The organism is Brevundimonas sp. 357 (genome assembly GCF_003938605.1).
Lineage (GTDB): Bacteria > Pseudomonadota > Alphaproteobacteria > Caulobacterales > Caulobacteraceae > Brevundimonas.
On the sequence record NZ_RHWX01000002.1, the window covers coordinates 141,177 to 154,921 of the forward strand.

Sequence of the window (13,745 nt, forward strand, 5' to 3'; positions counted from 1 at the left end):
TCGGAACGACTCGCATGAACAAAACCCTGAAAGTCGCTCTGCTTTGCGGTTTGGCGATGACCGTCGCCTCCTGCGGCACCGTGCGCAACGCCCTGCCGTTCGGCCTAGGCGGCGACAAGGAGCCGGCGGCGACCGCCAGCGAAGGCGAGCGGATATCCATCCTCGAGTTCGAACAGCAGCTGGCGCCGTCGGCGGCTCTGTCGGGCCGTGATTTCTTCCTGCCGGGACCGCAAGCGGTCACCGCCTGGAGCCAGCCCGGCGGCAACGCCGAGAACGCTGTCGAACACGTCATCGCCGCGCCGGAGTTCACGGTCGCCTGGCGGCGTGACATCGGCGCCGGTTCCGGCGGCACCAATCAGGTGATGTCGCCGGTCGTCGCGGACGGCGGAAAGATCTTCGTGCTGGACGGCGAGGCGGGCGTGACCGCTGTCGATGCCGGCACCGGCCAGGTGGTTTGGAAGGCAAGCGTCAAGGTCGAGGAAGCGGATCGCGGTCGTCGCATCCTGGGCATCGGTCTCGGCGGCGGTTCGGGCGGCGGCGGTTTCGGCGGCGGCGTCACTGTCGGCGGCGGCAAGGTCTTCGTCGCGTCCGGTTATCGCGTCATGACGGCCTTTGACGCCAATACGGGCGCCGAGTTGTGGCGCTCGACGGTCGACCTGCCGATCCACGGCGCGCCGACGGTGGCGGGGCAACGCGTCTATGTCGTCGACGTGGACAACCAGTTGATCGCCTTCAACGTCAACACTGGCCAGCAGGACTGGTCCTATCGCGGCATCACCGAGCCGGCTCGTATCATGCGCGCCTCCAGCCCGGCGGTCAGCGGCGACACGGTGCTGGCGCCCTTCTCATCGGGTCAGATCGTGGCTCTGCGCGCCTCGAACGGTCAACCGGTGTGGGAGCAGGTGCTGTCGCGCACCAGCCGCACCAGCGCTTTGTCGGAACTGCGCGACATCGCCGGTCGTCCGGTCGTCAGCCGCGGTCAGGTTTACGCCATCAGCCAGTCTGGCGTGATGCAGGCGATGGACCTTCGCAGCGGCCAGCCGAAATGGTCTCTGCCCGTTGCGGGCGTGAACGCGCCCCTGCCAGTCGGCGACGTGGTCTACGTGGTGTCTCAGTCTGGCGAACTGACGGTGGTCAACCGCGAGACGGGCCAGGTCTATTGGTCGCGCGATCTGAACGAGGGTCGCGTCCGCAAGGAAGGCGGCTTCCTGGGCTTCGGCAAGCGCACCGTGCGTCCGGTCTGGTCGGGGCCGATCCTGGCGTCCAACCGTCTGGTCCTGGTCAATTCGGACGGCGAGGCCGTGGCCTTCGATCCGAAGACCGGCGCGCAGACCGGCAGCCTGAAGCTGGGTTCGGCCGCCTATATCGCCCCGGCCGCCTACAACGGCGCCCTCTATGTCCTGACCGACAAGGGCCAACTGGTCAGCATCCGCTGACCTTTTCACCGATTTAAGCTAGAAGGCCGACATGGCTCTGAAGGTCGCCATCGTCGGCCGCCCCAATGTGGGCAAGTCGACACTGTTCAATCGCCTCGTCGGCAAGCGCCTTGCGCTGGTCGATGATCGCCCCGGCGTGACCCGCGACCGCCGCTACGCCGACGGCGTGATCGGCGACATGGATCTGACCCTGATCGACACCGCAGGGTATGAGGACGTCACCGACGAAAGCCTGGAAGCCCGGATGCGCGAGCAGACCGAGGCGGCGATCGAGGACGCGGATCTGATCATGTTCATGATGGACGCGCGCGAAGGCGTGACGTCGCTGGACCGCATCTTCGCCGATCGCCTGCGCAAGGTGCACAAGCCCATCGTCCTGCTGGCCAACAAGTCGGAAAGCCGCGAAAGCGGCGGCGGCGTGGGCGAGGCGCACGGCCTGGGCTTCGGCGAGCCGGTGCCGATCTCGGCCGAGCACGGCGAGGGCATGGCCGATCTGTATCAGGCCCTTCTGGCTGCGTCGGAAGACATCTTCATCGAAGAGATCGACGAGCCGGAAAAACCGATCCGCATCGCGGTCATCGGTCGCCCGAACGCGGGTAAGTCCACCCTGATCAACCGCCTGATCGGCGACGACCGCCTGTTGACCGGCCCGGAAGCCGGCATCACCCGCGACTCCATCTCGGTGGACTGGGTCTACGAAGACAAGAACATCCGTCTGGTCGACACCGCCGGGATGCGCCGCAAGGCCCGCGTCCAGGAAAAACTGGAAAAGCTGTCGGTCGCCGACACCATCCGCGCCATCACCTTCGCCGAGGTGGTGATCATGGTGATGGACAAGGACGACGCCTTCGACACCCAAGACCTGCAGCTGGCCGATCTGGTCGAGCGGGAAGGGCGGGCGCTGGTCTATGTCGCGTCCAAATGGGATCTGGAAGAAGAACCTCAGGCGCGTCTGGCCGAACTGAAGCGTCTGGCCGACGACAAGCTGCCGCAACTACGCGGCTCGCCCTTTGTGGCCCTGTCGTCGTTCAACGGGCGCGGCGTCGAGCGGCTGATGCCCGCCGTGCTTCAGGCCTATGACACCTGGTCGGTCAAGGTGAAGACCAAGGATCTGAACGACTGGCTGTCCCTGGCGACCCAGAGACACCCGCCGCCCGCCGTGGACGGCAAGCGCATCAAGCCGAAATACATGGCCCAGACCAAGGCGCGTCCTCCGACGTTCGTGCTGATGGCCAGCCGGGCTGAGGCCATGCCGGAGCACTACAAGCGCTATCTGGTCAACTCTCTGCGCGAGAGCTTCGACCTGCCGGGCACGCCGATCCGCCTGAACGTCAAGTCAGGCTCAGCCAACCCTTATGCGGATGGCGGAGCCAAGTCGGGTCCGGAACGCTTCAAGGGCGACGCCAAGACCGCGCCGCGCCGGGTGATCAAGGCCGAGAAGGCCGAGAAGCTGTCCAACCTGCCCGGCAAGGCGCTGGAGCAGAAGGCCAAGGCCGGCATCAAGCCCAAGGTGAAGCCCCTGGGCGGACTGAAGGCCAGCGCGTCCAAGAAGGCGGGCTCCAACGCCTTCGTCGGCAAGGGCGCACGCGGCGGTGCGCGTCAGGTGTCCCGCTCGGGCCGCGTCCGTACGGGCCAGAAGGGCGGCGCCAAGCGCTGATTCACATCAGACCTGCCCGGTCGCGTTTCTCTTGAGGCGCGGCCGGGATGGGGCTTTCGGCTCGTCGCCCAGTGTCAGTTTCAGCGTCAGCGCCACGACGATCACCCAACGCAGTTCATGCCAGTTCATGGCGATGCTCTCGGTCAGCATCGTCACGGTGAAAGACGCGATCAGCGGCAGGGCCAGCCAGCCGCCGGGGCTGGTGTAGGCCGCCCACAGGGACTGCGCCCATATCTGGGTCAGGAACAGGGCGAACAGGATGACGCCGCCCAGGCCCAGGGCGATGTACAGCTCCAGCCAGCCGCTGTGCGCATCGGCGGGCATGAAGTGCGCCTGATAGCCGATCCAGGCCTTGGGGCCGGTGAAGCTGGGATCGTCCCATACGGCGCCGTAGCCGAAGCCTTTCCAGGGGTGCTCGGCCATCTGCTGCATGATGCCTGACCAGATTTCGGTTCGCCCTGTCAGGGTCGCGTCCTTACCGAGCAGGGCGAAGAAGGTGTCGGTTTCCATCGCGATCAGCAGACCCGCGCCTATGACGAAGACGACGGCCAGCCAGGTGGCGACGACCGCACGCAGCGGTCCAGACTTGACCACGGCGACAAAGCCCATGGACGCCAGAGACAGGACCAGGACGACCAGGGCGGTCTTCGACGTCGACAGCAGGATCAGCAAGACGGGGACGATGGCGAGACCGAACCACAGCTTGCGCCGCTCGGGAGCCATCACCCCGGCCGCCAGCAGGAAGACGGTCGTCTTGACCATGACGTTGCCCATGGAGTTCTTCTCCAGCCACAGGCCGCGCCAGGCGCCGGGGAATATCTCCTCCATCCTGCCCATGTGAGGCAGCAGGGCTCCTACCAGGAAGGAGAGGATCGCCAGGACCGCCAGGGTTCCTGCGACGATTTCCGTCAGGCTGCGCCAGCTCCACCGCGAGGCCAGCGCGACGCCCGCCAGGGTGGTGAAGGCCAGGGCGGGTATGCGCCGCGCGGTCAGCTCCGGCATGATCGACCAGAAGTAGGTCGCCGCCGTCAGCAGCAGGAGCGCGATCAGAAGCGGCGATCGTATCAGGCCTTTGAGCGCGCGCTCAGGCCGCAGGCAGACCAGGATCAGCGCCAGCAGATAGGCCGGGTAGTAGAAGTTGCGCAGGAAGTCCGCGGACCTTGCGCCGTAGCCGGTCAGCGGCGCGCTCCAGAAACCGACGTAGGTGAGGATCAGCCCGACCGAAGCGACCACAGCGACGATGTCGGCGAGGGGGGCGGCGCGCACAAGTGGAAGCGAGGGGCGTTTCGCCGCCGGGTTCGCTAGCGACCGTGCGCCCGGATCCAGCCCCTCGATCACGCGCAGATCAGACCAGTGCGTTCGCCGACAGGCCTTGCTTCCATTCCTTGAAGCTGACCGTCAGCGGCGGGGTGAGATCGGGGCGGGCCAGTTCGATGATCAGGGGACCGATCTCCGAGGGATGCGGCAGAACGCTGGGATCTTCACCCGGAAACGCTTGGGCGCGCAACTGCGTCCGCATCCGGCCCGGATCGACGATGCAGGCGCGGACGGGCGTGCTCTCGATCTCGTCGGCCCAGCATTTGACCAAGGCCTCGGCGCCCGCCTTGGTCGCGGCGTACATGCCCCAGAAGGCGCGCGGCTGGCTGGCGACGCTGCTGGTCAGGTGGATGGCGCGCCCGGCGTCCGAGGCGCGCAGCAGCGGCTCCAGCGAGCGGATCAGGCGATAGACGCCGGTGAAGTTGATCTTCTCGACCTTGGCGAACTCGCGCGGTTCGGCGTGGGCGACCGGGGTCAGGCCCGACGGGCCCATGGTGGCCGCCGCCTGAACCCAGATGTCGAGCTTGCCGAAGCGCTGGAACAGGGCGCCGCCCAGCCGGTCGATGGAGCCGCCGTCCACCAGGTCGAACGGGACCAGGCTGGCGTGTTGGCCGGTGGCGGCGAAGATCTCGTCGTCCAGCTCCTCCAGGGCGCCCTGGGTGCGCGCGGCGGCGATGACGTGGGCGCCGGCCTTGGCCAGGGCCAGGGCGGATTCGCGGCCGATGCCGCGCGAGGCGCCGACGACCAGGGCGACGCGGTTGGCGAGGGGGAGGGAGGCGTGTTCGGACATGGGGCCGCTGATAGCGCGGCCGGACGCCGGGCGAAAGGCTCAGTAGCCCGGTGCTGCCTGCCACAGGCTGAAGCTGACGCCCTGGTCGTCGCTGACGATGACGGACAGGCCGGACGGACTCTCGGCCGGCACGGCGGCGCGGCCGCCCAGCTCGGTCACGCGGGCGCAGGCGGCGTGGATGTCGTCCACGCGGAAATAGAGATTGGGGAAGGCCTTGTGCTCGCCCTTGGTGAGGCCGAAGGCGGGATCGGACCCGGCCACATGGGCGTAGGTCGGGCTGGACGAGGCCTCGTCGAAGCGCCAGCCGAACAGGCCCGCGTAGAAGGCGCGGGCCTTGTCGACGTCAGGGGTGTCGAGCGTGAAGTAGCCGAGCTGGATCATCCAGCCTTAAGCGGTCACCAGCAGAGAAAGTTGCTTCCCGCGCGGATCGCGGCCGCCTTCCTCGATCTCACGGTCCAGCAGTCGGGTCGGATAATCGCCGGTGAAGTAGTGGTCGGTATACTGCGGGCTGGCGGCGTTGCGCGGTCCGGCGCCCAGGGCGTCGTACAGGCCGTCGATCGACAGGAAGCCGAGAGAATCGACCTCCAGCACCGCGCGCATTTCTTCCATGCTGTGGGTGGCGGCCATCAGTTGCGACCGCTCGGGCATGTCGATGCCGTAGAAGTCGGGGAAGAGGATCTGCGGGCTGGCCGAGCGCAGGTGGACCTCCTTGGCGCCCGCCGCGCGCACGGCGCGGACCAGCTTCAGCGAGGTGGTGCCGCGCACGATGGAATCGTCGATCAGCACGACGCGCTTGCCTTCCAGGGCGGCGCGGTTGGGGCTGTGCTTCATCCGCACGCCCTTCTGACGGGCGCCCTGGCTGGGCTGGATGAAGGTGCGACCGAGGTAGTGGCTGCGGATGATGCCCATTTCATAGGGCAGGCCGCTTTCCTGGGCGTAGCCGAGGGCGGCGGGAACGCCCGAGTCGGGCACCGGCACCACGATGTCGGCCTCGACCTTGTGCTCGCGCGCCAGGCGACGGCCCATTTCCTTGCGGACGTCATAGACCGACAGGCCGTTCACGACGGAATCGGGACGGGCGAAGTAGACGTATTCGAACAGGCACGGACGGGCGGCCCGCGCGGCGAAGGGCTTGATCGAGGTCAGGCCTTCCTCGTCGATGACCACGACCTCGCCGTGTTCGACGTCGCGCACGAAGGTGGCGCCGATGGTGTCGAGGGCGCAGGTCTCGGACGCCAGCACCCAGGCCTCGCCGACCTTGCCCAGCACCAGCGGGCGGATGCCCAGTGGGTCGCGCGCGCCGATCATCTTGAACCGGGTCTGGGCCACCAGGGCGTAGCCGCCTTCGATCCGGCTCAGGGCGTCGATGAAGCGGTCGACGATCTTGGCCTTACGGCTGCGGGCGATCAGGTGAAGGATGGCCTCGGAGTCCGAAGTGGACTGGAAGATCGCGCCTTCCGAGACAAGTTGCGCATGCAGGTATTTGAAATTGGTCAGGTTGCCGTTGTGGGCGATGGCGATGCCGCCCTGGTCCAGATCGGCGAACATCGGCTGGATGTTGCGCAGGAAGCTGCCGCCGGCGGTGGAGTAGCGGGTGTGGCCGATGGAGGCCTGGCCCGGCAGGCGTTTCGTCAGTTCGGCGTTGCCGAAGGCGTCGCCGACGAGGCCCTGGTGCCGTTCGGTGTAGAAGCGGTCGTCGTGGACGCTGGCGATGCCGCAGGCTTCCTGGCCGCGATGCTGCAGGGCGTGCAGGCCCAGGGCGACGATGGAGGACGCCTCGTTCTCGGGCGCGCCCCAGACGCCGCAGACGCCGCATTCGAGGCGCAGCTGATCGTCTTCCGGCTCACGCCAATGCTCACGGTGAACGACGGGTTCGGCGATATGGTGGCGCATCGTCAGGCTCCGATGACCGGGGAAGGATAACTCAAAGGGCGGCGCCGCGCACGTAAGCCGCCCAGGCGTCCGGGGCAAGCCTCATTGGTCGGAAAACCCTTCGCGGACGGAAGAACCGACGACGGGGGTCAGGGCGTCGGCGCCCTTTCCAAGCGTGGGCAGCACGATCTGGATGGCGCGCGCGGCGCCTTCGCTGACCGGGGCGGTGGCGGCGTCGGACAGCCAACGCGGCGGGTTGTCCTGCATGGCGCCCATGATGATCAGGTGCACCGCGCCGATCAGGCCCAGGGCGCGGACCAGGCCCACCAGCAGACCCAGCGTCTGGTCCAGCACGCCCAGCGCATGGCCGCGCGCGCCCTGCGAAATGGCTGAACCGATAAAACGCAGGCCGAAATAGAGGATGACGAACACCAGCCCCACCGCCAGCACCGATCCGGCCCAGTCCGGATCGACCAGATTACGCCCGACCGGCGCGGTCCACGGCAGGGTGATCAGGGCCAGCAGGGCCGCCAGCAGGAAGCTGAGCAGGGCCGTGAGCTCGCGCATGCCGCCCCGGAACCATCCGGCGGCGCCCGAGGCCAGCAGGGCCAGGATCACGAAGACGTCGTAGCCGGTCACGCGCTCTGCGGCCTCAAGGGATAGGGAACGCGCCTTAGTAGCGGTTCTGGGAGATTCGCTCGACCGCGTCGGTCAGGCGGGTGACGACGGTCAGGGCGACATCGCCCTTCTTCACCTTGCCATTGGCTTGTGGCGGCGCGAGGGCGCGCTCGAAGCCTAGCTTTTTGGCCTCGCGCAGGCGGGCCTCGGCGCGGCCGACGGCGCGGACCTCGCCCGACAGGCCGATCTCGCCGAAGACGACGCAGCCCTGGGGCAGGGGCATGTCCAGCGCCGAGGAGATCAGGGCGGCGGCGGCGGCCAGATCGGCGGCGGGCTCATTGATCCGCATTCCGCCCGCGACGTTCAGATAGACGTCCTTGTCGCCGAACCCGAGGCCGCAGCGCGCCTCCAGCACCGCCAGCAGCATGGCGAGACGGCCGGAGTCCCAGCCGACGACCGCGCGTCTTGGCGTGCCGTATGCGGAAGGCGCGACAAGGGCCTGAATTTCCACCAGAACGGGGCGCGATCCCTCGATCCCGGCGAAGACGGCGGCGCCGGGCGCCCGGTCCTTGCCTTCGCCCAGGAACAGGGCCGAAGGGTTGGGCACTTCGCGCAGGCCTGCATCGCCCATCTCGAACACGCCGATCTCGTCGGTGGCGCCGAAACGGTTCTTGCCCGCGCGCAGGATGCGGAAGGGATAGCCGCGCTCGCCCTCGAAGCTGAGGACGGCGTCGACCATGTGTTCGACTACGCGCGGCCCGGCGATCTGGCCGTCCTTGGTGACGTGGCCGACCAGGACGATGGCCGGACCGCCGTTCTTGGCCAGCCGCACCAGTTCCGCAGCGCAGGCGCGCACCTGGGTGATGGAGCCGGGACCGGCGTCGTGCGCGTCGCTCCACAGGGTCTGGATGGAGTCGATGATGACGATGTCGAACGGATCGCGCTTCAGCGTCGTCAGGATGTCGCGCAGGGCGGTGGCGGAGGCCAGCGACACGTCGGCGTCGGCCACGCCCATGCGTTTGGCGCGGGCGCGGATCTGCTCGATCGCCTCTTCGCCCGAGATATAGGCGACCTTGGCGCCGTTGCGGGCGGCCTTGGCCGTGACCTCCAGCAGCAGGGTCGACTTGCCGACGCCGGGGTCGCCGCCCAGCAGGATGGCCGAACCCGGCACCACGCCGCCGCCGCAGACGCGGTCGAACTCGGTCACGCCGGTGACGATGCGCGGCGGCTCGGGCGTGTCGGACTGAAGCGTCTCGAACTGCACCCCGCGCCCGCGCGCGGTCGAGGCGGGCTTCATGGCGCCGGGCGGGGCCGCCTTGGATTCCTCGACCAGGGCGTTCCACTCGCCGCAGGCCGAGCATTGCCCGGCCCATTTGGAATGAACCGCCCCGCAGGATTTGCAGACGAAGAGAAGAGAGTCGCGCGCCATGTGTCAGACCTAGCAGATCAGACGGGAGAGGGCAGGCGGGTCGGAACGGCTTACGTCCGAAATTGTCATAGCGAGACTGCGGGGTTGCGCCCGCATCCACACAGCCGTCATTCTGACATGATAAGGCCGTGATCCGACTCAACCGCCCAGAAGGCTACCGAATGACCCTGGAAAACCCCCCCGCCGTCGATCCCTCGCTCGTCTCGCGGGTCAAATACATCCTGACACGGCCCAAGTTCGAATGGCCGGTCATCGACGCCGAGAGCGCCAGCATCAAGGGGCTGTTCACCAACTACGCCGTCATCCTGGCGGCCATTCCGGCGGTGGCGACTGTCGTGGGCCAGATCGCCTTCGGTCATCGCGGCCTGGTCGGGCCGGTGCTGGCGGGCGCGCTCAGCTATGTGCTGAGCCTGGTCAGCGTCTATGTGCTGGGCCTGATCATCGACGCCCTGGCCCCGACCTTCGGCGGGACCAAGAACCCGGTGAAGGCGATGCAGGTCGCCGTCTATTCCATGACCGCCGCCTGGGTGGCGGGCGTGCTGAACGTCCTGCCGATGCTGGCCTGGCTGGCGGGCCTGCTGGGCCTGTACGGCTTCTATCTGATGTACCTGGGCCTGCCGACGCTGATGAAGACCGCCGCCGACAAGGCGCTGGGCTACACCATCGTGGTGGTGGTCGCGGCGATCATCCTGAACGCCATCGTCTTCGCCATCGTCGGCGCGGTGATCGCCAGCTTCGTCATCGTCGGTGCGGGCGCCACGGCGTTCGCCCTTAGCTAAGCCTGAAGAGAAGGGCTGGGGCCTTGCGCCTCAGCCCTTTGCTGTTCAGCCCTGGTAGACGCGCGGCACGCGCGGCGTGATCGAGGTCAGCAGCTCATAGCTGATGGTGCCCGCCGCCGCCGCCGCGTCGTCGATCAGGCGGTTGGCGCCGAAGATCTCGACCGGATCGCCCGCCTTGACGTCCAGGCCGGTCACGTCGACCGCCAGCACGTCCATCGACACCCGGCCGATGATCGGCCGCATCTCACCCGCGATGAAAACCTGCCCCTTGGGGCTGTAGCTACGCAGCACGCCGTCGGCGTAGCCCGCGCCGCAGGTGGCCACGCGCATCGGGCGCTCCGCCTTATACCCTTGCGAATAGCCGACGGTTTCGCCCGCGGGCACGTCGCGCACCTGCACCGCCTGAGCGATCAGGCTGGCGACGGGGGCGATCTTCTCGTGCGGGCGGCCTTCAGGTCCGCCGCCGTAGAGGCAGATGCCCGGCCGCACCACGTCGAAGGCGAAATCCGGCCCTAGGAAGCAGCCGCCCGAGTTGGCGAAGGAGCGCGTCACGCCTGGATAGCACTGGACCGCCGCCGCATAGGCGTCGCGCTGGGCGCGGTTCATCGGGTTCGACGGTTCGTCGGCGCAGGCCAGATGGGTCATCACCAGTTCGAGGCCCTCGAACGGCTCGGGCGCGTCCTCGACGCGGAATCCCAGCCGGTTCATGCCGGTGTCGATCTGAAGCCCGCAAGCGCCGCCGCCCGCCGCCTGCCAGGTCTGAAGCTGGGTCGGGTGGTTGATGACGGGCCGCAGGTTCGAGGCCTTGAGCATGGCCGCTCCGTCGCCGTGGCAGCCGTCCAGAATGTAGATGACCGGCTCAGGCCCGATCGCCTCGCGCAGGCGCACGCCCTCGGCCGCGCGGGCGACGAAGAAGGTGCGCGCGCCTTCGGCCATCAGGCGCCGGGTCACGGCGGCGGCGCCCAGGCCGTAGCCGTCGGCCTTCACGACCGGATTGACCGGCGCGCCGCTGACGGCGCCCAGGGTGCGATAGTTGCGAGCAAGCGCGTCCAGATCGACGTTGAGGACGGCGGGAGCGAGGACGGGGGAGGTCATGGCGACGGTTATAATCCGCAGTTCAGGCGGCGCTACCGGCTTTTGTGTCTTGGGCGGCGCACACGCCACATCCGCCGTCATCCTCGGGCTTGACCCGAGGATCGAGCGTAGGACGAACTCATCCCTGCTGACGTCATGAAGACGGATGATCCGATCCTCGGGTCAAGCCCGAGGATGACGGAGAATGAGGAGCGAGGATGGCGAGAGTGGTGAGGGCGACACCTCGCCCTACTCCGGAATATCCGCATAGGCGCCGCCGTAGCGGCCGTCGTGGGCCAGATTGCCGAAGCGGGTGGTGTTGGAATCGAACGCCAGCTTGACGATGCCGATGGGGCCGTGGCGCTGCTTGCCGATGACGACCTCGGCCTGGTGCTGCAGGCGGTCCATGTCTTCCTGCCACTTGAGGTGTTCTTCGGTGCCTTCGCGCGGCTCGGCGCGGCCCAGGTAGTAGCTTTCGCGATAGACGAACATGACGCAGTCGGCGTCCTGCTCGATCGAGCCGGATTCACGCAGGTCGGACAACTGGGGCCGCTTGTCCTCGCGCTGCTCGACCTGACGCGACAGCTGCGACAGGGCGATGATGGGGACGTTCAGCTCCTTGGCCAGGGCCTTCAGGCCGCCGGTGATCTCGGACACTTCCTGCACCCGGTTCTTCTGGCTGTTGTCGCCGGTCGTCACGAGCTGGAGGTAGTCGACCACGATCAGGTCCAGGCCGTTCTCCATCCGCTTCAGGCGTCGCGCGCGCGCCGCCAGCTTGGAGATGGACAGGCCGCCGGTGGCGTCAATGTAGAGCGGGCTTTCGCCGATCTCGATGGCGGCGTCGCGGATCTTGCCGAAATCCGAGGCGTCAATCTCGCCCTTTCTCAGCTTGTCCGAGGACACGCCCGACGCATCGGCCAGGATACGCATGGCCAGCTGTTCGGCGCTCATTTCCAGCGAGTAGAAGGCGACGACGCCGCCGTCGACGGTCTTGCGCCCGCCTTCCGGCGTCGGCTCCCAGCGATAGTTGCGCGCCACGTTGAAGGCGATGTTGGTCGCCAGCGCCGTCTTGCCCATCGACGGACGGCCCGCGAGGATCAGAAGGTCCGACGGGTGCAGACCGCCCAGCTTCTGGTCCAGATCATCCAGGCGGGTGGCCAGACCAGCCAGCTTGCCCTCGCGCTGATAGGCCTCGCCCGCCATTTCGACTGCGCCGGACAGGGCGTGGGAGAAGCTGACGAAGCCCGACGACGGCTTGCCCGTCTCGGCCAGTGAATACAGGGTCTGCTCGGCCTGTTCGATCTGTTCGTCGGCGGGCGTCTCGGGGTTGGGCGCCTCCTTGATGATCTCGCCGCCGATGCGGATCAGGTCGCGGCGCAGGGCCAGGTCATAGACGACGCGGGCGTAGTCCGGGGCGTTGGCGGCGGGCGGCGCCCGGTCCACCAGATCGGCCAGATAGCGCAGGCCGCCGAATTCCTGGAAGGCCGGATCCTGCTTGAACCGCTCCATCAGGATGGTCGGCTCGGCCAGCAGGCCCTGACGAATGTGGTCCTCGATGGCGTCGAACAGGCGCTGGTGGAAGGGCTCGTAAAAATGGCTGCCGCGCAGCCGGTCCGACAGGCGCTCGAACACGGCGTTGTCGAACATCAGCGAACCCAGCAGGGCCTGCTCCGCCTCCAGGTTGTGGGGCATGGACGACACCTGCACGGGGTCGTTGGCGGAATCGTAGGGCATCGGGGCGAAGGCGTTCATCGACATCATCAATACGCATAGGCGCGCCCTACGTCAGACGCGGGCGGGGTCGTGGTCGTGGACAGTCGCCGACGCCTGTGGACGGGCCGGAAAACCGCTGTCGGATCAGTAGGAGGTCGTCAGGCGCGGCAGGGGTAGCGCTCGACCATCCAGTCGCGCACGGCCTGGGTCACGGTGATGCGGCGACGCGATTCCGGCATGGTCTCGAAGCGCGCGACCAGGGCCTCGGGCGTGATGCCCGTGCCGGAGGCGGGGATGCAGTGCGCCGGCGTGCGGCCCGCCGAGACGGCCGAGGCCTGCTCGGCCTTCACCGTGCTGACGGCCCCGGTGACGACGCGGATCAGGCGGCGGGTGTCCGGGCGCATCATGGCCACGGCGCGGTTGCGCGGGATGTTCTGGCCGATCGTCAGAAACTGCTGGACGGTCATGTCGGACGACTGGGCCTGGGCCGCGGGCGCGGAGGCGAGCAGCGTCAGGGCGCCTAGCGACGCGGCGAATAGGATGTGAACGGAACGCGACATGGGGGCTAGATGCGCTCGCCTGCGCTGCGATTCAAGTCTCAGGCGGCGCTCAGGCGGGGCAGGGGTAGTCCTCAGCCATCCATTCGCGGACGGCCTGGTTGACGCTGATGTTGCGCCGCTGGGCCGGGATGGCGTTGAAGCGATTCAGGATCATGTCGGGCGACAGGCTGATCTTGGCGCCTTCGGGGATGCAGGTCGCGGAGCGCCGTCCTGCGGCCTTGGCGGCGGCCTGATCGTCGCGCACCGCTTTGAAGGCCCCGTTCATCTCATTCATCAGCCGCCGCGTGTCCGACCGCAGCAGCGCCGTGGGATTGCGGGGGATGCGATTGGCGGAGGTCAGAAACTCCTGCACCGTCATGGCGGCGGCCGCGCCGGGCAGGGCGGACAGCGCCAGGGCGGCGACGACGGCGAACGCAGCGGCTTTCATGGGTTTCCCTCCCGCGAGACAGGGAAGTCTAGCGTGTGGTTCGCGACCGAACCATGACCGGCGAACGTCGTAT

At 67.8% G+C, this 13,745-nt stretch carries 13 protein-coding genes; 3 read left to right on the forward strand and 10 right to left on the reverse strand.

The features are described from left to right. Nucleotides 1-14: 14 nt before the first annotated feature. The gene (locus EGK63_RS02415) at nt 15-1,436 is read left to right on the forward strand and encodes a PQQ-like beta-propeller repeat protein (RefSeq protein ID WP_125899753.1); all 1,422 of its coding nucleotides are present in this window, start codon (nt 15-17) and stop codon (nt 1,434-1,436) included. A 31-nt stretch (nt 1,437-1,467) separates the two neighbouring features. After that, nucleotides 1,468-3,093, forward strand: a complete 1,626-nt coding sequence (gene der, locus EGK63_RS02420) for a ribosome biogenesis GTPase Der (RefSeq protein ID WP_125899754.1) — start codon at nt 1,468-1,470, stop codon at nt 3,091-3,093. Nucleotides 3,094-3,099: 6 nt separating this feature from the next. Here der and EGK63_RS02425 read toward each other — a convergent pair whose 3' ends face one another. From EGK63_RS02425 to radA, 6 genes are all read right to left on the reverse strand, one after another. After that, the gene (locus tag EGK63_RS02425) at nt 3,100-4,431 is read right to left on the reverse strand and encodes an O-antigen ligase (RefSeq protein WP_125899755.1); all 1,332 of its coding nucleotides are present in this window, start codon (nt 4,429-4,431) and stop codon (nt 3,100-3,102) included. Between the two features lie 7 nt (nt 4,432-4,438). Next, nucleotides 4,439-5,200: an SDR family NAD(P)-dependent oxidoreductase gene (locus EGK63_RS02430; RefSeq protein ID WP_125899756.1), complete on the reverse strand. Its 762-nt coding sequence runs from the start codon at nt 5,198-5,200 to the stop codon at nt 4,439-4,441. Nucleotides 5,201-5,239: 39 nt separating this feature from the next. After that, the gene (locus EGK63_RS02435; protein WP_125899757.1) at nt 5,240-5,581 is read right to left on the reverse strand and encodes a VOC family protein; all 342 of its coding nucleotides are present in this window, start codon (nt 5,579-5,581) and stop codon (nt 5,240-5,242) included. A 6-nt stretch (nt 5,582-5,587) separates the two neighbouring features. Further along, on the reverse strand, nt 5,588-7,093 hold the full coding sequence (gene purF / locus EGK63_RS02440; protein WP_088409925.1) for an amidophosphoribosyltransferase: 1,506 nt from the start codon (nt 7,091-7,093) through the stop codon (nt 5,588-5,590). An 81-nt stretch (nt 7,094-7,174) separates the two neighbouring features. Further along, nucleotides 7,175-7,711, reverse strand: a complete 537-nt coding sequence (locus EGK63_RS02445; protein ID WP_125899758.1) for a CvpA family protein — start codon at nt 7,709-7,711, stop codon at nt 7,175-7,177. A gap of 34 nt (nt 7,712-7,745) precedes the next feature. Next, nucleotides 7,746-9,119: a DNA repair protein RadA gene (gene radA, locus EGK63_RS02450; RefSeq protein WP_087139226.1), complete on the reverse strand. Its 1,374-nt coding sequence runs from the start codon at nt 9,117-9,119 to the stop codon at nt 7,746-7,748. Between the two features lie 161 nt (nt 9,120-9,280). Between radA and EGK63_RS02455 the strand changes: the two genes are divergently transcribed. Beyond that, complete coding sequence (locus tag EGK63_RS02455) at nt 9,281-9,898, forward strand: Yip1 family protein (protein WP_125899759.1); 618 nt, start codon at nt 9,281-9,283, stop codon at nt 9,896-9,898. Nucleotides 9,899-9,943: 45 nt separating this feature from the next. Here the strand turns inward: EGK63_RS02455 and alr are convergent, their stop codons facing one another. From alr to EGK63_RS02475, 4 genes are all read right to left on the reverse strand, one after another. Next, the gene (gene alr / locus EGK63_RS02460) at nt 9,944-10,993 is read right to left on the reverse strand and encodes an alanine racemase (RefSeq protein ID WP_125899760.1); all 1,050 of its coding nucleotides are present in this window, start codon (nt 10,991-10,993) and stop codon (nt 9,944-9,946) included. A gap of 228 nt (nt 10,994-11,221) precedes the next feature. After that, nucleotides 11,222-12,724 carry a replicative DNA helicase gene (locus EGK63_RS02465; protein WP_125899761.1) on the reverse strand — a complete coding sequence of 501 codons (1,503 nt, stop codon included), beginning with the start codon at nt 12,722-12,724 and terminating at the stop codon, nt 11,222-11,224. Between the two features lie 119 nt (nt 12,725-12,843). Continuing rightward, nucleotides 12,844-13,245 (reverse strand): hypothetical protein, encoded by a 402-nt coding sequence (locus EGK63_RS02470; RefSeq protein WP_125899762.1) that lies wholly within the window; start codon nt 13,243-13,245, stop codon nt 12,844-12,846. Nucleotides 13,246-13,294: 49 nt separating this feature from the next. Further along, on the reverse strand, nt 13,295-13,672 hold the full coding sequence (locus tag EGK63_RS02475) for a hypothetical protein (protein WP_125899763.1): 378 nt from the start codon (nt 13,670-13,672) through the stop codon (nt 13,295-13,297). Between the last annotated feature and the right edge of the window lie 73 nt (nt 13,673-13,745).